The 19,295-nt window shown below is 60.6% G+C and carries 15 protein-coding genes; 10 read left to right on the forward strand and 5 right to left on the reverse strand.

Annotated features, from left to right (window positions below):
- Positions 1-46: 46 nt before the first annotated feature.
- The 3 genes from IG168_RS14715 to IG168_RS14725 are packed head-to-tail and all read right to left on the reverse strand — an operon-like array spanning position 47 to position 3,966.
- Positions 47-1,504 carry an aldehyde dehydrogenase gene (locus IG168_RS14715; protein ID WP_193165178.1) on the reverse strand — a complete coding sequence of 486 codons (1,458 nt, stop codon included), beginning with the start codon at positions 1,502-1,504 and terminating at the stop codon, positions 47-49.
- On the reverse strand, positions 1,504-2,292 hold the full coding sequence (locus IG168_RS14720; RefSeq protein WP_193165179.1) for an SDR family oxidoreductase: 789 nt from the start codon (positions 2,290-2,292) through the stop codon (positions 1,504-1,506). Before IG168_RS14720 ends, IG168_RS14715 begins: the two co-directional genes overlap by 1 nt.
- Positions 2,293-2,301: 9 nt before the next feature.
- Positions 2,302-3,966, reverse strand: coding sequence for a thiamine pyrophosphate-dependent enzyme (locus IG168_RS14725; RefSeq protein ID WP_193165180.1), 1,665 nt, complete (start codon positions 3,964-3,966; stop codon positions 2,302-2,304).
- A gap of 395 nt (positions 3,967-4,361) precedes the next feature.
- Here IG168_RS14725 and IG168_RS14730 point away from each other — a divergent pair, with 395 nt between their 5' ends.
- From IG168_RS14730 to IG168_RS14740, 3 genes are read left to right on the forward strand one after another with little or no spacing between them, the layout of a single operon-like run.
- A complete protein-coding gene (locus IG168_RS14730) occupies positions 4,362-4,997 on the forward strand; it encodes an ATP-dependent zinc protease family protein (protein ID WP_193165181.1) in 636 nt (211 codons plus the stop codon).
- Between the two features lie 60 nt (positions 4,998-5,057).
- Positions 5,058-6,590 (forward strand): inactive transglutaminase family protein, encoded by a 1,533-nt coding sequence (locus tag IG168_RS14735; protein WP_193165182.1) that lies wholly within the window; start codon positions 5,058-5,060, stop codon positions 6,588-6,590.
- Complete coding sequence (locus tag IG168_RS14740; protein WP_193165183.1) at positions 6,591-7,595, forward strand: alpha-L-glutamate ligase-like protein; 1,005 nt, start codon at positions 6,591-6,593, stop codon at positions 7,593-7,595.
- A gap of 111 nt (positions 7,596-7,706) precedes the next feature.
- Here the strand turns inward: IG168_RS14740 and IG168_RS14745 are convergent, their stop codons facing one another.
- Complete coding sequence (locus IG168_RS14745) at positions 7,707-8,873, reverse strand: acyl-CoA desaturase (protein WP_193165184.1); 1,167 nt, start codon at positions 8,871-8,873, stop codon at positions 7,707-7,709.
- Between the two features lie 584 nt (positions 8,874-9,457).
- On the opposite strand from IG168_RS14745, the gene IG168_RS14750 reads away from it, so the two are divergent.
- Positions 9,458-11,467 (forward strand): PAS domain-containing hybrid sensor histidine kinase/response regulator, encoded by a 2,010-nt coding sequence (locus tag IG168_RS14750; RefSeq protein ID WP_319024719.1) that lies wholly within the window; start codon positions 9,458-9,460, stop codon positions 11,465-11,467.
- 221 nt (positions 11,468-11,688) lie between these two features.
- Entirely contained in the window at positions 11,689-14,646 is a 2,958-nt protein-coding gene (locus tag IG168_RS14755) for an EAL domain-containing protein (protein ID WP_193165185.1), read from the forward strand.
- Positions 14,647-14,702: 56 nt separating this feature from the next.
- Here IG168_RS14755 and IG168_RS14760 read toward each other — a convergent pair whose 3' ends face one another.
- Complete coding sequence (locus IG168_RS14760) at positions 14,703-15,506, reverse strand: inositol monophosphatase family protein (protein ID WP_193165186.1); 804 nt, start codon at positions 15,504-15,506, stop codon at positions 14,703-14,705.
- Between the two features lie 173 nt (positions 15,507-15,679).
- Here IG168_RS14760 and trmJ point away from each other — a divergent pair, with 173 nt between their 5' ends.
- The 5 genes from trmJ (at position 15,680) to iscA (ending at position 19,202) form a co-directional block, all read left to right on the forward strand.
- Positions 15,680-16,465: a tRNA (cytosine(32)/uridine(32)-2'-O)-methyltransferase TrmJ gene (trmJ, locus tag IG168_RS14765; protein ID WP_193165187.1), complete on the forward strand. Its 786-nt coding sequence runs from the start codon at positions 15,680-15,682 to the stop codon at positions 16,463-16,465.
- Between the two features lie 149 nt (positions 16,466-16,614).
- The gene (iscR, locus tag IG168_RS14770) at positions 16,615-17,094 is read left to right on the forward strand and encodes a Fe-S cluster assembly transcriptional regulator IscR (RefSeq protein ID WP_193165188.1); all 480 of its coding nucleotides are present in this window, start codon (positions 16,615-16,617) and stop codon (positions 17,092-17,094) included.
- A 78-nt stretch (positions 17,095-17,172) separates the two neighbouring features.
- Positions 17,173-18,387, forward strand: coding sequence for an IscS subfamily cysteine desulfurase (locus IG168_RS14775; protein ID WP_193165189.1), 1,215 nt, complete (start codon positions 17,173-17,175; stop codon positions 18,385-18,387).
- A 35-nt stretch (positions 18,388-18,422) separates the two neighbouring features.
- Positions 18,423-18,848 (forward strand): Fe-S cluster assembly scaffold IscU, encoded by a 426-nt coding sequence (gene iscU, locus IG168_RS14780; RefSeq protein WP_193165190.1) that lies wholly within the window; start codon positions 18,423-18,425, stop codon positions 18,846-18,848.
- A gap of 30 nt (positions 18,849-18,878) precedes the next feature.
- Positions 18,879-19,202 carry an iron-sulfur cluster assembly protein IscA gene (gene iscA, locus IG168_RS14785; RefSeq protein WP_193165191.1) on the forward strand — a complete coding sequence of 108 codons (324 nt, stop codon included), beginning with the start codon at positions 18,879-18,881 and terminating at the stop codon, positions 19,200-19,202.
- Positions 19,203-19,295: the final 93 nt, after the last annotated feature.

The following is a 19,295-nucleotide window of genomic DNA, read 5'->3' on the forward strand; positions in this document are numbered from 1 at the left end:
CAATCCGCTTTTTTTTGTTTCTGGCGCCGTTGATAGACGCGTTTATTCAGCCGTAGTCGATACAGACATTTTTTGGTTCTGTGAAAAAACGCAGCGCTTCCCAGCCACCCTCGCGGCCGACGCCGGAATTTTTCACGCCTCCGAAAGGCGTGCGCAGGTCCCGTTGCAGCCAGCAATTTATCCAGACGATGCCGAAATCCAGGCGGCCGGCAATGCGGTGGCTGCGACTCAGGTTTTCCGACCAGATAGAGGTGGCCAGGCCGTAGCTGGTGCCGTTGGCCAATTGCACTGCTTCCTCTTCGCTCTCGAACGGCTGGATGGTGGCGACAGGACCGAAGATTTCCTGCTGGTTGGTCTTGCAGCCGATCGGCAGGCCTTCGATCAGCGTGGGTTCCACGAAAAAGCCATCGTCACAGCGACCGCCGACCTGTCGCTGCCTGCCGCCACAGAGAATTTGTCCGCCCTCGGCCCTGGCTGTGCCGACGGCATTCAGCACCTTATGCATATGCGCTTCTGACACCAGTGCGCCCTGGTCGACTTCGGTCAGTGGGTCGCCGATGCGCAGTTTCGCAATCCGCTGCAGCAGTGCCGCTTTGAAGTCGGCGTAGATGGATTGCTCTACATAGATTCGCGAGCCGCACAGGCAGATCTGCCCCTGGTTGGCGAAGGCGGAGCGCATCACGCCGTCCAGGGTCTTTTCCCAGTCGCAGTCTGCAAACACCAGCGTCGGATTCTTGCCGCCGAGTTCCAGTGACAGTTTCTTGAATTGCGGCGCGGCTTCGGCGGCGATACGGGCGCCGGTGGCAGTGCCGCCGGTAAAGGAGATCGCCTTGATTTTCGGGTGTGCGACGATGGCGCTGCCGATGGTATTGCCGCGGCCGTGCAATATGTTCAGTACGCCGGCGGGCAGGCCGGCTTCAATGCAGGTTTCGGCGAGCATCGCTGCGGTTTTCGGTGTCACTTCCGACGGCTTGGCAATAACGCAATTGCCCGCTGCCAGCGCCGGGGCAATCTTCCAGGTGAACAGGTACAGAGGCAGGTTCCACGGCGAGATACAGCCGACAATGCCCAGCGGCGAACGCAGCGTATAGTTGATCGCACTCTCGCCCATGGCATGGGACTCGGACGCGAACTGGGTAATCGCGCGGGCGAAGAAACGGAAGTTGTCCACCGCGCGTGGTATATCCACCGCGCGCGCCAGTGACAGGGGCTTGCCGTTGTCCTCGCATTCTGCCGCGGCGAATTTGTCCAGATCGCGCTCGATCAGCTCGGCCACTTTTTCCAGATGGCGCGCGCGGGCAGTTATGTCCATGGCGCGCCAGCCTGGTAGGGCATCTTCCGCGGCGGCCACTGCAGCCTGCAGGTCCTGTTCGGAGGCGTCGACCAGTTGCGAATAGACCTTGCCTGTTGCCGGGTTGATGTTGTCGAGCAGCGTGGCTCCCTCGCCGGGTGCTACCAGCTCGCCACCGATATAATTGCGGATCAGGCTGCCGGTTGCGGTCATCACAGACACCCGGTCCTGCCGCCATCCACCGGCAAGTTGACGCCGCTGATATAGGAGGCAGCGGGTGAGGCGAGGAAAGCCACAGCGTTTGCCAGTTCGTGGACTTCACCGAAGCGGCCGAGGGGGATGGCCGCCTTTTCTGCGGCCTCCACTTCCTCGCGCGACTTACCCTGTTTTTTCATCTTGTTTTCGATGATGCCTTCCAGGCGCACTGTAGCGGTCGCGCCCGGCAATACATTGTTGACCGTAATGTTGAACTGCCCCAGCTCGTTCGCCAGTGTCTTGGCCCAATTGGCAACGGCGCCACGAATGGTGTTGGAGACGCCGAGACCGCGCAGTGGCTGCTTCACGGAAGTGGAAATGATGTTGATGATGCGGCCGTAACCCGCCGCCTGCATCCCCGGTAACAGCGCTTGCACCAGTGTCTGGTTGGTGATCAGGTGGAGGTTGAAAGCGTCGATATACGCCTGTGGATCGGCTGCATGGGCGGGACCGGGTGCCGGGCCGCCAGTATTGTTGATGAGAATTTCACAGGCACCCACCTCCCCGACGTGGGATTCGACGGCCGCCTTGACCTGGCTCGGGTCGGAGAAATCGGCGACCAGCACCCGGTGATCCTGTCCGGCGGAGTTGTCGAGGGCTTCCCTGACGGCCTCGAGTTTGGCGCGGTCGCGGGAAAACAGTGTGACGGACGCGCCCAGCTCTGCCAGCTGTTCCGCGCAGGCCCTGCCGATGCCCTGACTGGAACCGCATACCAGTGCCCGCTTGCCGGCCAGATTCAAATCCATGCTCACCTCCTATTGCAGATCCGATAATTTCAGGTTTGGGGTCAGCGCATTCAGCGGCAGCATCAGTTCCAGCAGCGCCGGCTTGTCGCTCGCTACGGCTTCCGCGAAGGCCGGGAAAAATTCCTCGGTGGCGGCGACCGTTTGTGCGTGGAAGCCATAGGCAAGCGCCAGCGCGGTGAAATCCGGATTGCTCAGGTCGGTGCCGCTGGTGCGGCCGGGGTAATTCCGTTCCTGGTGCATGCGGATGGTGCCGAGGCTGCTGTTATTGACCACGATCACGACAACATTGACGCCATAGTGGCTGGCGGTCGCCAGTTCCTGCACCGTCATTTGCAGGCAGCCATCGCCGGCAAAGCAGATCACCGGCCGCTCCGGGTAACGCAGTTTTGCGGCGATGGCGGCGGGCAGGCCGTAGCCCATGGAGCCGCTGATCGGCGCCAGCTGCGTGCCGGACCTTCGGTAGCGGAAGAAACGGTGGACCCAGATACTGTAGTTGCCGGCGCCGTTGCAGATGATGGCGTCGTCCGGCAGTTGTTCACGCAGCCAGGTGACTATGTGGCCATACTGCAGGTCGCCGGGGAGTTCGCCTGGGGTGGTCCACTGCAAGTAGTCGTTGCGCGCCGATTCGAGCCAGGCGCGGCGTGACTGCGGAATTTCTCCCGCTGTGCCCTTGAGCAGAGGCTCCAGCAGGTTGGCCATCGAAGTATTGAGGCGGAGTGTCGCGGGCACCCGCGCGAGTTCCTCTGCCGAGGGGTGTGCGTAGATAACCTTCTGCGGGCCACCTGGCTGGAGGACGGAGTAGTTCTGGGTAACGATCTCGCTGAAACGCCCGCCCAGGGCAATGACCAGGTCGGCAGCCTCGATGCGGGTGCGCTGTGCCGGATTGATCCCGAGTCCGACGTCACCGATATAGTGCGGGTGGTCGTTGTTAAATATGTCCTGGCAGCGGAAGGCGGCCGCCACCGGTAGCTGCTCCCGCTCGCACCAGCGCTGCAAGTTTTCGCTGGCGCTTTGAGGCCAGGGTGACTCGCCGCACAGCACCAGAGGCTTGTGGCTCGCGGCCAGCAGTTCGCGCAGGGTTTTCAGATCGGCTGGAGACGGTGCCGGTGCCGAGGGGGCGGGAATTGAAAGCGGTGGAGCTGGTGGCGCAGTTTCCCGCAGCATATCTTCCGGCAGTGCCAGCACCACCGGGCCGGGCCGCCCACTGGTGGCGACGGCGAAGGCGCGCTGAATGTATTCCGCGATGCGCTCGGCGCTGTCGATCTGGGCAACCCACTTGGCCATCTGGCCGAACATGCGCCGGTAGTCGATTTCCTGGAAGGCTTCGCGATCCTGTGCGGCGCGTTCGACCTGGCCGATAAACAGCACCATGGGAATGGAGCCCTGGTGGGCAAGGTGTACGCCGGCGCTGGCGTTGGTGGCGCCGGGACCGCGGGTGGCGAAGCAGACGCCGGGTACACCGCTGAGTTTACCGTCAGCGGCCGCCATCATGGCGGCACCGCCCTCCTGGCGGCAGGTGATCAGCTGTATATCCGGTGCATCGAATAATGCGTCGAGTACCGGCAGGTAGCTCTCGCCGGGGACGCAGAAGATGCGATCTACCCCATGTTCCTGCAAGCACCTGACGAGAATCCGGCCGCCGTTGGCGGACTGCCCGATTGGAATCTCTGTCATAAATTTATTTTTATACTAGGTGTCCTTGGACTATACCCATTAGCGGAAAGGGATACCACAGAGTCACCTTTCACTTCGCAGAGGCGGCGCACAATTTGAAGTTAGGTACTGGAATTCGGCGGGCTGTCGGGATTTTCTGCTAAGGCCCCACTTTAAAGCGGGCAGGGCCTCTGCTAGGGCGGGAATGGTGACCGATAAGTACGGATAGGTTACTATCGGCCTTTTATCAAAATAGCGCGCCACGGATCGAGCCCGCGAGAATAACAGTAGGGAGGCTTCGACTTCGAACGTTGCACAGGGATGGCCTGATGGCCTTAAGGTAGTAAAAAAGAATGCGGACTTCTCCCATTTTATGGATGTTGCTGGCGAGTCAGTTGTTGGCCGGCTGCGAGTCAATGCAATTCAGAAGCCCCTGGTACAAGGCGCCCACGGAGCCCGAAGCCAGCGCCACCAGTGAGGCTGCGGCAGGTTCGCAACAGGCACAACAGTGCCCACAGCCCGCGGAAGTCGTCTGTGCAGAGCCCGAAGTGAAAGTTGTTGAGCGGGTGATTGAACGAAGGTTCGAAAAAGTCGTCGAAGTGCCGGTAGCGAAAGACAAGCTGGTGCTCGGCAGCGTGGAAACTTTTTCCATCGAGCCCGGCGGTGTTTCACTGGATTCCCTGATTGATACTGGTGCGCCGACTTCTTCCCTCAGCGTCAAAGAGCTGACCCCATTCGAGCGGGACGGCAAAGACTGGGTGCGCTTCAAGCTGGCGCCGCCCGACGCCAAGGATGACCCGGTATCCATCGAGTTGCCGGTAAAGCGCTATGTGCGTGTGTCGCGCCCCGGATTCGAGCCCCAGCGGCGTCCGGTCGTGGAGATGAGCCTTACCGTCGGTGAGGTGACGCATATGGTCGAAGTCAACCTGACCGATCGCAGTAGCCTCGATTATGTGCTGCTTGTCGGACGCAACTTCCTCAAGGATGCGGCGGTTGTCGACGTGGCCCGGCGCAACGTCCAGGGACTTCCCAAGCTGCCCGATTCCAAATAACCGAATAATTACGTCGGTAACGGCTGCGGCCGCTGCCGGTTTCACTATGGGGAATGGCGGATGTCGCCACGCGCTCAGGTATATATTCTCGCCGCATTGCTCGCGCTAATGGGGGCGGGCCTCACTATTTATAAAAACCGTGCCCTCGGTTTTCCCCTGTTGCCGGGGGAGTACCGCACCGTCTGGACGATTGAAGCCAAGGTGCGTTTTATCGGGGAAGGTGGTCCGGTGAAGGCGGCGCTGACGCTGCCGCGGGAGCAGCGCAATATGGAGGTGCTGAACGAGAGTTTCAGTTCCTCCGGCTACGGCTTCAATGTGATCCGCGACAACGACGAATACCGCGCGGTGTGGGCGCGTCGTTCCGCCAGCGGCCCCCAGTCGCTTTTCTACCAGCTGGACGTCCACCAGACACCGGGTGCGCCGCTGGAGCAGCCGCTGGATCTCAGTACGAAAGTCAAAAAACCCTTTCTCGGCGCCCGCGAGCAGGAAGCGGTGCGGATGGCCATCAACTCACTGGTGGACACCGCGCGAGAGCGCTCGTCCGACACCAGAAGCTTCACGACCCAGTTACTCACGGCGCTCGGTGATACCCGCAACCAGGATCGCAACCTGATTTTCGGCTACTACAAGGATCGCTCGCTGGTCGATGTGGCGCTGACGGTGCTGGCAGTGGCGGATATTCCCGCCCACCGGATTCGTGGCCTCTATCTCGAGGACGACCGCCGGCGCCTGGATCCGGAGGATCTGCTCGAGGTTTATGACGGCGAGCGCTGGGTGGTGTTCGAGCCCCGCAGCGGCTCTCCGGGTGTACCGAAGAATTTCTTTATCTGGCAGCGCGGCGGCAAGAGCCTGCTCGACGTGGAGGGCGGGCGCAATTCCCAGGTGACCTTCTCCGTTATTTCCAACGATGTGCCGGCACGGGATGTGTCGATGATGAGTACCAGCAAGGAGAAAGAGGCGCTGGTGGACTTTTCCATCTACAGCCTGCCGATCGAGCAGCAGAGTATCTTTAAGCTGATCCTGCTGGTGCCGGTCGGGGCATTGGTTGTGGTGCTGCTGCGCGTATTTGTCGGGCTCCGGACTTCCGGTACTTTCATGCCGGTGCTGCTCGCCATCGCATTTATCGAGACCCGACTGATCACCGGTCTGTCGATCTTTATCCTGATTCTGGTGTTGGGCCTGTGGGTGCGCTTCTACCTCAGCAGGCTAAACCTGCTCCTTGTGGCGAGGATCGCCGCCGTCGTGGTGACGGTGGTGATCCTGATGGGGGCGATCAGCGTGGTCAGCTTCAAGCTGGGAATCGAGCAGGCACTGACGGTGACCTTCTTCCCGATGATCATTCTCGCCTGGACGATCGAACGAATGTCGATCGTGTGGGAAGAGGACGGGCCCTATGAGGTCGTGGTGCAAGCCGGCGGCAGCCTGCTGGTGGCGGTGCTCGCCTGGTGGGTCATGACCAATCGCTACGTCGAACACTGGACCTTCAATTTCCCGGAACTGCTGCTGGTATTGCTGGGATTCATTCTGATTGTCGGCAACTACACCGGTTACCGGCTGGGTGAACTGATGCGCTTTCGACAGTTGGTGCGATAGATGCTCGGTTTTTCCCTAAAACATGTCGTCAACAAGGTGCGTGGTGGCCTTGTGTCGCCACGAGCGCTGCGGCAAATGGGCGTGCTCGGAATGAATGCGCGCAATGTGAACTACATTGCCCGCTACAACGACCGCGACAAGTATCCGATCGTCGACGACAAGCTCAATACCAAGCGCGCCGCGCGGCGCTACGGCATCCCTTCGCCGGAACTGATTGCCGCGTTTGAAACGCAGGCAAGCCGCCGGCGCGTGATGGAGTTGATCGAGCCGCTGTGGCAGTTTGTGGTCAAGCCGGCGCGCGGTTCGGGAGGCAAGGGCATCCTGGTGATCGTCGGCCGCGATGGCGACAACTACCTGAAGCCCTCCGGTGCGGTAGTGACCGCGGACGATATCCTGCGTCATATCAGCAACACGCACAGCGGCCTGTACAGTCTCGGTGGCAAACCCGACCGGGTGATGATCGAGGCGCTGGTGGATTTCGATCCGGTGTTCGACAACTATTCGTTTGAAGGTGTGCCGGACATTCGCGTGATTGTATTCCGCGGCTTTCCGGTGATGGCCATGCTGCGCTGTTCTACGCACGCCTCCGATGGCAAGGCGAACCTGCACCAGGGAGCCGTCGGTGTGGGTATCGATCTAGCCACCGGCAAGAGTTCCCACGCGGTTCAGCGCGGCCTGCGGGTGCACCGCCATCCCGATACTGAAATGCCGTTCGACAAGCTGCAGGTGCCCGGCTGGCGCGATCTGGTGCGCCTGGCGGCCAGCTGTTACGAGATGACCGGGCTCGGATATCTGGGCTGCGATATCGTGCTTGACCGCAAGCGCGGCCCGCTGCTGCTGGAGGCCAATGCGCGTCCGGGACTGGCGATTCAGGTCGCCAATGGCGTCGGCCTTGGCGGTCGCCTGCGGCATATCGAAAGCCTGGACCTGGAGCAGCTGGAGAAGAATGTGGAGGAGCGGGTGACCTATTCGATGCACCAGTTTGCCGCATCCAATACCCCGTGAGCAGTGCAGCGCAGCTGCGAGTCAGGTGCTGGTCTCCGGAGACCGGGCATTAATTAGAAATAAAAAAGGCGAGCAACATGCTCGCCTTTTTTATTTCAGGGGTACCGCGATTCAGGTTGTAGCCGTGACCGGGCAGAGGTGGAACTGTTCCATCATGATCTGCAGGCGCTTGCGCTGCATCTTCAGGCTGTACTCCAGTTCTTTCACCCGGGTGCGGATGGCCGCACTTTCCCACTTGGCCAGCAGGCGTTCGCGGGCATTTTCATAGCGGCGCGACTGCAGGTCCTTCCATTCGGACAGGGCCGCGGAAAAATCCTGGGCTTCCTTCTCCAGCAGCTCGCGCCAGCTCTCCTTGTGGCTTGAATCGTTGAGCTTCTGCTCTGCGCGCTTGAACTGCATTGTGAGCATGGCCCGGTGAATACGCATCGCCGGCACGGTCTTCAGGTTGCGGGCAAGGCCCAGCCAGCTGGCGGTGCGGATCAGCCACTTGGTCGGATCCCACTGGTACCAGCGGATACCGTTGCGGTAATCGGTCTGAAAGATGTGGTGGTAGTTGTGGTAGCCCTCACCGAAAGTGAAGAACGCCAGCAAGTCGTTGTCCCGCGCAGTGTTTTCATCGGTATAGGGGCGGCGGCCCCAGATGTGCGCCAGAGAGTTGATAAAGAAGGTGGTGTGGTGATTGACCACGATGCGCAGGATGCCGGCGAGCAGCAACATGCCGATCACGTCCCCGGTCAGCAGGCCCAGCAACAGGGGCACGCCGAGATTCATCGCGACGGTAACCGCGATGTAGTGATTGTGCTGCCACATGACGATCTTGTCGCGCTGCAGGTCCTTGGCATTGTCGAAGTCCACCTCGCCGCTGGGATACTCGCGCAGCATCCAGCCGATGTGGGAAAACCAGAAGCCGCGCTTGGCGGAGTAGGGGTCCTGATCGTTGTCATCTACATGGCGGTGGTGACGGCGGTGGCCCGAACACCAGATCAGCGCGCTGTTCTGCAGGGCTGCGGCACCAAAGAGAGCGAAGAGCAGGCGCAGTGACCAGTGGGCCTCATAGGTGCGGTGCGACCAGAGGCGATGGTAGCCGGCGGTGATAGAGAAGCCGCAGAGGGCGCCCAGTACCGCAAAGGCGAGCCACTGATACCAGTGGTAGCCAACCATGACACCATACAGCGGCACCAGTGTCAGTGCCGCCAGCCCGGTGCTGGCAAACAGGATAGTGGTGACCCAAATACGGGGCGCGTTTTCGCGCTGCTGGGTCTCAGAAACAGGATTCATAGTACAACCTTACTTGTGCGCAACAGCGGGTGGGGCGGTCGGGGCTTTCCCGACCTGAACAAGTTAGACCGGTTGGAACCGGCGTGCCCACCGTTAACTAGATGCTACCTGATCCCCCGGGGCAAGGCACGCGCTCCAAATGGATATTGAGAATTTTTCTCGCTCTCCGGTCACCGCCCGTACGACGGTAACGCTGCATAATTTTGGTGCGTTGGCACCAGAATACGAACATTGTTGGTTCGTGCGCCGGTGTATCGGCACTTTTCGGGGCTTCTTGCAGACGCTTTAGGGCCGGATAGGCCCCGAAAACAGGCGATTTGCAAAGTTGGCATGGCGGTTGCAATGTTAGGGATGTGGGCCGAAAGGCCTGCGCTCCGGGAATCCATCACGGGTTATGGCAAAGTGTTATTAATGCGTGACTTCCCGTTTTCTCTCATCATCGCTGATTCAGGCCCCGCAATGCGGGGCCTTTTTTTATTCTGATTTTGCCCGGTCGCTTCGGTCGGGGGAATCCGGCGCCCTTTTCACGGGGGTGGATAAGTGCTTCACTAGCCGGTAAATGCTCCGGCGTAAATGTGACACGCGTGACCAGACAGCTCCCGACTGACGATTCCGTATTTCCTCTGCAACTCGCGGTCACCGACGAGGAGCTGGCCAATATGGACGAATCCCAGCTGCGGGAGCAGGTCAATTACCTGCAGCGCCTGCTGCTGGACGTGGATTGCGGTTTATGGGAGTGGCACCCGCAGAGCGGGCTTCAGCGCGCTGAGGGCGCTGTCTGGTCCCTGTTCGGTGACGATCCCGAAAGGGCGCTGGCCGGTCTGTGGAGTGACGAGCAGCTTATCCTGGTGCATTCGGATGACCGCGAAAAGCTGCGCGCCCTGCGCCAGCGTATTTCCACCCAGGGTGGCATTGTCGACACCACTTTTCGCGCTTACGACGGCTCTGGCCAGTTGTACTGGATGCGTCTGTGGGGGCGGGCGGTGAATGCCGCCAACGGTGAAGTGTTCGTGATCGGGGGCTGCGCCGACTATACGGATTCGCTGTCGGTACGCTATCTGTCCAACCTGCCCGGTGAGCGTCCCCTGAAGGCGCTGGCCGGTGTCGGCGATGGGCTGTGGGAATGGGATCTGCGCGCGGATGAAGTAGTGCTGGATCGCGCCTGCTGGGCCATCCTCGGCTATGAAAACCACCAGATAGATACCGATGCGCGCACCGCTTTGTCCCACTGGAAGACACGCATGTTACCGGAGGACTATCCGCGGGCGGAGCAGGCCATGCTCGATCACGTGCGCGAACAGCTGCCGCTGGATGTGGATTTCCGCCTCTGGCACCGGGACGGCGGTATCGTCTGGGTGCGCTGCCGCGGACAGGTACAGCGCAACAGTGAGGGGGTCGCCGTGCGCGTTCTTGGGGTGGTGCAGGACATCACCGGCAACCGCGAGTCGCTGGCGCGGGCCGAGCGCGAGTTGCAGCAGTTGCGCCAGGAGAATGCGAATCGCGCAGACCTCCTGTTCAGCCTCAGCCACGAACTGCGCACGCCACTGAACGCGATCCTCGGTTACAGCCAGATGGTGGAACTGGACCACAGCCTCAATCCCGATCAGCGCCAGCGCCTGGGTGAGATTCGTCGCGCGGGGCAGCACCTGCTGCACCTGGTCGGCGACGTTCTTGAGCTGGCGCGCATCGACAGCAACCGCCTGGCGCCATCGATGGAGCCGATGCAGCCAGCGGCGCTGGTGGCGGACTGTCGGCGCCTGCTGGAACCCCTGGCAGAAACCCGCCGGGTCAGCCTGATCTTTGAGCCGCTCGGCTGGGAGTCCGCCTATATCTGCGCCGATCCAGTGCGTTTCAAGCAGGTGGTATTGAATCTCGCTGGCAACGCCGTGAAGTACAACCGCGAGAACGGCCGGGTAGTGATGAACTTTGCTCCCCAGGCGGAGGGATGGCTGCGGCTCAGTATCCTGGATACCGGAACCGGGATTCCCGAGGAAAAGCGTGCAGAAGTTTTCGAGCCGTTTAACCGCCTTGGTGCCGAAAAGGGGCAGATCGAAGGCACCGGCGTGGGGCTGGCCATTGCCAAGCGGCTGACCGAGGCCATGGGCGGACGCATCGATTTCGATAGCCACGAGGATCAGGGTTCGATTTTCTGGATCGAATTCCCGCTGATCGACGCCCCGGTCGAAGTGATGCAGCTTTCGTCGCGGCCGCGGGTATCGGTCAATTTCCCCACCTGCCGGATTTTGCAGATCGAAAACCGTCCTACCGGAGTTAATCGGGTCAAGGCCATGCTGAGCGGTTTCAGCCAGGTGCTGCACCTGGTGGCGTCCGATGCGGTGGAAGCCATTTTCGCCGCGCGCACCCAGGGGCCGGATATTGTGTTGTTCGATCCATCGATGCCCGGTATGTCCGTGGCGGATATGGCGCGCATTCTGAAGGCAGATCCCCGCACGGCATCGGTCTGTTTCGTCGCCATTGGTGAGTATGCCGGTGAGGAATGTGATGCGACACTGCCCGCGACATTTGACCTGGTACAATTGTGCAGTGTGGTGGAGGGGTGTCTGTCCTCGGCTGAGGCGGGCGGTAGCGGGTAAGGTAAATAATTTAAGTTTGCGAACTTATTAGTTTTTTTTACTGAGGCCAATTCGTCTACAATGGGCCGGGTTAATTTCAACTTACACCATTTATATTAGTTTCCTTCAGGCAGTACTCACGGAACGATACCAATAAACCGAGGAAGTGGATGTCTGTTTTGGTTCCGGGTCAAAGTCCCGGCGGGTGGAAGTCTGCACGGCGTCTCTGGCTGTCCGCATTTATGCTGGCAGTTTTCAGCGCTGTGTTTGTGGTCATCTGTAAAAAGTTCCTGAGCCCCGGCGGCAATGCAGCGGTTATTTGGTTTGCCGACACCATCGCCATCGCCTTCCTGTATCGTCACCCGCTGCGGACCTGGCCGTTTCTACTGGCCGTTTTCTTTACCGTTTGTACGCTGACCGGAACCGCCATCGGTTTCGAGCTGAGCGTAGCCGCGCTGTATACGTTCATTTCCCTGTCCGAAGTGACACTGGCGGCGGCCTTGTTGCGCCGTTTCTGCAGTAAAGAAAACTATTTTGACGGGCTCGAGCATTGGAGTCGCTTTACGTTTTTCTCGGCGATACTCCCACCGCTCGCCAGCGCAGGCATTGGCTCTGTTGTGGCGTCGGTGCGCACCGGCTTGCCCTATCTGGATTTTTTTCCCGACTGGTATCTGGCTGACTCGATCGGAATTCTGGTACTGCTGCCGTTGGCCCTTTTGGTTCGCACAGAATCGCTGCGGGTGTTTCTCGATCGCAGAGCGCTGGCGCGATTCCTGCTGGTGGGGGCCGCCGCTCTGGCTCTGGTGTTCCTGCTGCTGGAAGTGGCGTTGCTGCCATTCGTGTTCATTTCCCTGCCGTTGATCTGGGTAGCGACAAGGCTGCCACTATTTCAAACCCTGCTGGTGATTTTCGGTACCATTTTGGCACTGGCGTTGCGCTACGTCGGGATCGAGGATCACGAAAACCCGGTGCTGGCGCTGGAGACCGGCGGGGATGACGGCAAGCTGGTGCTGACACTGTTTGCGGCATCGCTGCCGGCCTATGCGATGGCGATCTACACCAATATCGAGCGCAATCGCAATGCGCGGATCGTCGAGATGGAGAGCAGCTTTCGCGCCGCGGTCGAGAATTCACGTATTGGTATGTTGCTGGTGTCTCTGGAGGGGCGAATCCTGCAGGCCAACCGGAGCTTCTGTGAATTTTTGCAGTACCCGGAGTACGAGCTGGTTGGCCGCGATATCTTTTCGATTACGTATGCTGAAGATGAGGCCCGCAGTCGCGCATTGTGGGATGGCTTTGTCCACGGCGGCCGGGCGGCACCCTATCTGGAAAAACGCTATATCCGCCGTGACGGCAAAATTGTCTGGGGGTTCCTGTCCTGCTGCCTGGCTCGCGATGTACGCGGACAGCCGCTGTACTCGGTTGCCCAGGTCGAGGATATCGACTGGCGTAAACGCAGTGAGACCAACCTCCTGGAAGCCAAAGAGCGGCTTCAGGTCACCCTCTCTTCGATTGCCGACGCGGTGATTGCGACAGATGCCGACCAGTGCATCAATTTCATGAATCCGGTTGCCGAACAGATGACAGGGGTTACGCTACAGCAGGTTTATGGGCAGCCGGTGGACCGGGTGCTGCATATCACCCTGGGCCGCGATGGTGAAGCGGTAGAGACACCGGTGGCGGAATGCCTGCGGGAGGGTGTGCCGGTGAGCAGCGCCGAAGGCTGTGTTTTGCACCACGCAGATGGCCGGATTTACGATATTAAAAACTCCGCATCGCCACTGAAGTCCGATCGTGGCGAGCTGCTCGGCGCGGTGATGGTATTCCAGGATGTGAGTGAGTCCCGCCAGCTTATCCGCCAGTTGAGTTACAAGGCGTCCCACGACGACCTTACCGGCCTGCCGAACCGCGATGCGTTCAAGCGCGAGCTGTTGAAAGCCATCGACAGTGTCCGCGGTACGGACGACCGCCACTCCCTCGCCTATATCGATCTGGACCGTTTCAAGGTCATCAACGACAGTGCCGGGCATCTGGCCGGCGATGCCCTGTTGAAGAAAATCAGCAAGTATTTGCGCGGATTGCTACGGACTTCCGATAGCGTAGCGCGCCTTGGTGGGGATGAGTTTGGCCTGCTGTTCCGCTATTGCGATAAAGAACAGGCCAAGCTGCGCTGCGAGCAGCTGATCCGGCAGATCGTGGCATTGCGCTTTCCCTGGAATGAGCGGGTTTACGATGTCGGCGCGAGCGTCGGTATCACGGAGATAAACCGTCTCAATAATCGCCTGGGGGACCTGCTCAGTCAGGCAGACGTCGCTTGCTACTCGGCCAAGCACGCGAGTCGCGGCACAGTCATGATCTACGAAATGGAGCAGAGCGCCGCGGCAGAACAACACCGGGAAATCATCATGGCCTCGGCGATCCGCGAGGCGCTGGATGGGCGGCGAATGACGCTGTACGCGCAACCCATTGCCGGCACCCGTGATACCGCGGCAGTGAGCCACTATGAAATCCTCGTGCGCATGGTGGATGATTTCGGCAACCTGATGCTGCCCGCTGCATTCATTCCTGCCGCGGAGCGCTACGGGCTGATGTTGCAGGTGGATCGCTGGGTCATGGACGAAGTGCTGGTGCGCCGCGCGGAGAAGATCGCGGCGCTGGGGCTACGCTGCGCCCTGAATATTTCCGCCGAGGCGCTCGGCGATGGCGAGTTTCAGTCGCGCCTGATCCAGATTCTGGAGCAGACACCGATCCCGCTCGCGCATATCGGCTTTGAGATTACCGAAACCGCAATGGTCAATCAGATGGACAACGCCAGCCATTTTGTCGCTACATTGCGCAAGATGGGCTGCAAGGTGGCGCTCGATGATTTCGGTAACGGTCTCAGTTCGTTTAACTACCTGAAAGCCTTCTCCATCGATTATATCAAGATCGACGGTAGTTTCGTGCGTCAGGTGGAGTCCAACTTTGTCGACCTGATTATCGTGGAGTCCATCCATCAGGTGGCGCACCGGCTGGGTGCGCGCACTATCGCCGAGTACGTGGAAGATGCATCGACGGCCGCGCGGCTCAGCACCATCGGGGTGGATCTGATTCAGGGTTATCATGTGGGCCGACCGGTGCCACTGGAGCAGCTGCTCGGTGACGGTCCGTCAGCTGACGGGGCGCCCCCAGAAAGGATGTTGGCCGCCGTCAATGAATGAGGGCGGGAATGCGCGGGGGCTGCGGCCCCCGCTCGGATCCCGGATGGGCCGTCTGCTCAGCGAATGCCGCCCATATGGCGGCCGACAATCTGCAGCAAAGGTTTGAACACCTTGGGAGTTGCGCAGACCAGGTTGCCTGAATCCAGGTAGTCTTCACCGCCGCGGAAGTCGCTGATCAGCCCGCCGGCTTCCTTCACCAGCAGTGCACCTGCGGCGATATCCCAGGTGTTGAGGTGCATCTCCCAGAATCCATCGAAGCGACCAGCAGCCACGTAGGCAAGGTCCAGAGCTGCCGCGCCCGGGCGGCGGATACCGGCGGTCTGGCCGGCGATTTCCTTCAGTGCAGCCAGGTACGGATCGATGTTCTCCAGGGCCGGACCGTTGAAGGGGATGCCGGTGCCGATCAGCGCGCCGCGCATGTTCTGCCGCGGCGATACGCGGATGCGGCGACCATTCAGGGCCGCACCGCGGCCGCGGCTGGCGGTGAACTCTTCACGCTTGATCGGATCCAGTACCACCGCATGTTCAATGCGGCCGCGGTAGCGGCAGGCGATGGAAATCGCGAAGTGCGGAATGTTGTGAATGAAGTTGGTGGTGCCATCGAGCGGGTCGATGATCCACTCGTAATCCGGCTCGGCGCCCTCCTGGAGGCCGCTTTCCTCGGCGCGGATGCTGTGTTTGGGGTAGGCCTTGCGCAGGTGGTAGATGATCTCCTGCTCGCTGGCGCGATCCACTTCGGTGACGAAATCGTTGCGGCCTTTTTCCTCAAAAGTGGACAGGTCGCCGCGCTCCCAGGCTCGTTCAATCAGTTCACCGGCCTTGCGCGCCGCGCGCAGGGCAATATTCAGCATGGGTTCCATAACTATTCCGCACCAAGTGATATAAGAGGGTTAAAAAGCGGGAGGCGCAGGCTCGGGCCACAGGCTCCGGGGCGCTCTCCGTATCCGGGCCAGCCGGACGCCGCGATTGTAGGGATTCTCGCTCATATTTGCTACACTCGCGCGCCCTCGGCAGCCCAAACCGTTTACACAGTATGGCCAACTCTCCTCTGCAAACTTCTCCCCTCGACAATGTGCGCGTGGTGCTGGTGAACAGCGCTCACCCCGGCAATATCGGCGGTGCCGCGCGCGCGCTGAAAAACATGGGGCTCAGTCAGCTCTATCTGGTGGCGCCGCGGGAGTTTCCCGCCGCCAATGCGATCTGGCGCGCCGCCGGCGCCGCGGATCTGCTCGACCGGGCGGTCGTGGTGGACACGCTGGAAGAGGCGGTGGCTGACTGCGGCCTGGTCGTCGCGACCAGCGCCCGCGAGCGACGTATCCCCTGGCCCCTGCTGACGCCGCGGGAATGCGGCGCGCGGGCGGTAGCTGAGGCGTCCACCCATCCGGTGGCGCTGGTATTCGGCCGCGAGGACCGGGGCCTGACCAATGAAGAGCTGCAGGCCTGCAATTTCCACGTACATATACCGGCGAACCCCGAATACAGTTCCCTGAACCTGGCCACGGCGGTGCAGGTGCTGGTCTACGAGGTGCGCATGGCGGCCCTGGAGGCGGAGCGGGGCGCCGAGCTCAGCTACGCCGATTGGGACCGCCCGCCCGCCAAGGCGAGCGATATGGAACTCTATTACGAGCACCTGCAGATGGCCCTGGGCGAGCTCGGTTTTATCGATCCCGACAATCCCCGTCAGACCATGACCCGCCTGCGCCGACTGTTTAGTCGAGTACGCCCGGACGACATGGAGCTGGGTATCCTGCGCGGGATGCTGACGGCGATTCAGAACTATATTCACCGCAGTGGGGGCACGGGCCGCCCGAAAGACTGATGGAGGGCAGGGCAGTCGTTGCCCGCTCCATTCTCCCTCTTGCCGCAATACCTGACTGAGCTACCGGGTTATATACTTGACTGAGTTGGTGGGTTATTCCATACTCGCGCCCCGATCGAAGAAGGGCTGTAGATCAGTCGGGAGCTGATATGCGTTTGACAACCAAAGGCCGCTATGCGGTCACGGCAATGCTGGACTTGGCATTACATGCCGATTGCGGCCCGATCAGCCTGGCCGATATTTCCAAGCGCCAGGGTATTTCCCTGTCCTATCTGGAACAGTTGTTCTCGCGGCTGCGGCAGTCCGGCCTGGTGTCCAGCGTGCGCGGCCCCGGCGGCGGCTACCGCCTGGCGCGGTCAGGCGAAGAAATTTTTGTGGCCCAGATCGTCGATGCGGTCAACGAGTCCGTGGACGCCACCAGCTGTGGCGGCAACGCTGACTGTGCCGGTGGAGAGCAATGCCTGACCCACTATCTATGGTCCGATCTCAGCGAGCAGATTCACAACTTCCTCAACGGCATCAGCCTCGCCAATCTGGTGGCGCGCGCCGAAGTGCAGGAAGTGGCGCGGCGCCAGAACCGGCGCGACACGCCGGAAGAGAGAGTGGCGGTGATTGGCGGCTTGCAGTAAGGTGCGCGCCGACCGCTCGAATGAACCTATCGAATGCACACGTGAGTTGACAGTATTAGTGCGCGGAGAGAAATAAGTATGAAGCTTCCCATCTATCTGGATTATTCGGCTACCTGCCCGGTGGATCCGCGCGTCGCCAGCAAAATGGCGGAGCAGATGACCATGGAGGGCAATTTCGGCAACCCGGCATCCCGCTCCCACCTTTACGGCTGGAAGGCCGAAGAGGCAGTCGAGGAAGCGCGTCGCCACGTTGCTGAACTGGTCAATGCCGATCCGCGCGAAATCGTGTGGACCAGCGGCGCCACTGAATCCGATAACCTGGCGATCAAGGGCGCGGCTCATTTCTACCAGAGCAAGGGCAAGCACATCATTACCTCAAAGATCGAGCATAAGGCGGTACTGGATACCTGCCGACAGCTGGAGCGCGAGGGCTTTGAAGTCACCTACCTGAATCCCCGTGAAGACGGCATCGTCTACCCGGAGCAGGTGGAGGAAGCGCTGCGCGAGGACACCATCCTCGTCAGCCTGATGCACGTGAACAATGAAATCGGCGTGATCAACGATATCGCCGCGATCGGCGAACTCTGTCGGGCGAAGAAAGTGGTCTTCCATGTGGACGCGGCGCAGAGCGCCGGCAAACTGCCGATCGACCTGGCGGAAATGAAAGTGGACCTGATGTCCTTCTCCGCCCACAAAGCCTACGGTCCCAAGGGCATCGGTGCCCTGTATGTGCGCCGCAAACCGCGCGTGCGCCTGGAAGCACAGATGCACGGCGGCGGCCACGAGCGCGGCATGCGCTCCGGCACCCTGCCGACCCACCAGATTGTGGGAATGGGCGAAGCCTTCCGTATTGCCAAAGAAGAGATGGGTGCGGAAAACGAGCGACTGATCGCACTGCGCAACCGCTTCTGGGACCAGATCAAGGACATGGAAGAGGTGCACATTAACGGTTCCGTCGAGCAGCGTGTGCCCGGCAACCTGAACGTGAGCTTTGCGTTTGTCGAGGGCGAGAGCCTGATCATGTCCCTGAGGGACCTGGCGATTTCTTCCGGTTCCGCCTGTACCTCGGCCAGCCTGGAACCCAGCTACGTGCTGCGTGCGCTGGGTGTCAACGATGAGCTGGCGCACAGCTCGCTGCGTTTCAGTTTCGGTCGCTTTACCACCGAGAGCGACGTCGATACCGCTGCTGTGGAAGTGCGCAAAGCGGTGGAAAAACTGCGCGAGCTGTCGCCCCTGTGGGACATGTACAAAGACGGCATCGATCTCAATACCATTGAATGGGCGGCTCACTAAGCCCCGCGCGCGAAAAGATTCAGGAGATATCAGTCATGGCCTATAGCGATAAAGTAATCGACCACTACGAACATCCCCGCAACGTCGGTCGCCTCGACGACAAGTCCGACAATGTCGGTACCGGCATGGTCGGCGCGCCGGCCTGTGGCGATGTGATGCGCCTGCAGATCCAGGTGAACGAGAACGGCGTGATTGAAGACGCCAAGTTCAAGACCTACGGCTGCGGCTCCGCGATCGCTTCCAGCTCCCTGCTCACCGAGTGGGTGAAAGGCAAGAGCATCGACGAGGCGGAGCAGATCAAGAACACCGCCATCGCTGAAGAGTTGGCGTTGCCGCCGGTGAAAATTCACTGTTCGGTACTGGCCGAAGACGCCATCAAGGCTGCGGTGAAAGACATCCGCGCGAAGCGCGGCCTGGTTTCCGGCGGCGCCGGTGAAGCCCAGGAAGAAGCGGCCAGCTAAGCCCGGCGGAAGGAAGTAGAGGCAACCGCAATGGCAATTACCATGACAGAAGCGGCGCGGGCCCACGTCAAGCGCCAGCTCGAGAAGCGCGGCAGCGGCATCGGAATTCGTGTCGGTATCCGCACTGCCGGCTGTTCGGGCATGGCCTATGTGCTCGAGTTCGTCGATAGCGCAGAGCCCGAAGACCAGGTGTTCGAGCAGGGGGACGTCCTGCTGGTAGTGGATCCCAAGAGTCTGGTGTACCTGGACGGAACAGAACTGGATTTCGTCAAAGAGGGTTTGAACGAGGGCTTTGCCTTCTCCAACCCGAATGTGAAGAACGAGTGCGGCTGCGGCGAAAGTTTCCACGTGTGACTTTTGCCTTGCCGCCCAGAGGCCGGGTGCGTCGCGCACGCCGGCCTTTTTAATATTGGCTGGAGCGAGTTCGCCCAATAAAGCGAGTGGAGC

The organism is Microbulbifer hainanensis (genome assembly GCF_014904735.1).
GTDB lineage: Bacteria > Pseudomonadota > Gammaproteobacteria > Pseudomonadales > Cellvibrionaceae > Microbulbifer > Microbulbifer hainanensis.

What these genes read in the sequence shown, in the direction of transcription:
- IG168_RS14725 (WP_193165180.1), bottom strand. Translation starts at nt 3,966, where the DNA reads ATGACAGAGATTCCAATCGGGCAGTCCGCCAACGGCGGCCGGATTCTC.
- iscA (WP_193165191.1), top strand. Translation starts at nt 18,879, where the DNA reads ATGGCAATTACCATGACAGAAGCGGCGCGGGCCCACGTCAAGCGCCAG.
- IG168_RS14730 (WP_193165181.1), top strand. Translation starts at nt 4,362, where the DNA reads ATGCAATTCAGAAGCCCCTGGTACAAGGCGCCCACGGAGCCCGAAGCC.
- IG168_RS14720 (WP_193165179.1), bottom strand. Translation starts at nt 2,292, where the DNA reads ATGGATTTGAATCTGGCCGGCAAGCGGGCACTGGTATGCGGTTCCAGT.
- trmJ (WP_193165187.1), top strand. Translation starts at nt 15,680, where the DNA reads ATGGCCAACTCTCCTCTGCAAACTTCTCCCCTCGACAATGTGCGCGTG.
- IG168_RS14740 (WP_193165183.1), top strand. Translation starts at nt 6,591, where the DNA reads ATGCTCGGTTTTTCCCTAAAACATGTCGTCAACAAGGTGCGTGGTGGC.
- IG168_RS14715 (WP_193165178.1), bottom strand. Translation starts at nt 1,504, where the DNA reads ATGACCGCAACCGGCAGCCTGATCCGCAATTATATCGGTGGCGAGCTG.
- IG168_RS14760 (WP_193165186.1), bottom strand. Translation starts at nt 15,506, where the DNA reads ATGGAACCCATGCTGAATATTGCCCTGCGCGCGGCGCGCAAGGCCGGT.
- IG168_RS14755 (WP_193165185.1), top strand. Translation starts at nt 11,689, where the DNA reads ATGCTGGCAGTTTTCAGCGCTGTGTTTGTGGTCATCTGTAAAAAGTTC.
- IG168_RS14735 (WP_193165182.1), top strand. Translation starts at nt 5,058, where the DNA reads ATGTCGCCACGCGCTCAGGTATATATTCTCGCCGCATTGCTCGCGCTA.
- iscU (WP_193165190.1), top strand. Translation starts at nt 18,423, where the DNA reads ATGGCCTATAGCGATAAAGTAATCGACCACTACGAACATCCCCGCAAC.
- iscR (WP_193165188.1), top strand. Translation starts at nt 16,615, where the DNA reads ATGCGTTTGACAACCAAAGGCCGCTATGCGGTCACGGCAATGCTGGAC.
- IG168_RS14775 (WP_193165189.1), top strand. Translation starts at nt 17,173, where the DNA reads ATGAAGCTTCCCATCTATCTGGATTATTCGGCTACCTGCCCGGTGGAT.
- IG168_RS14745 (WP_193165184.1), bottom strand. Translation starts at nt 8,873, where the DNA reads ATGAATCCTGTTTCTGAGACCCAGCAGCGCGAAAACGCGCCCCGTATT.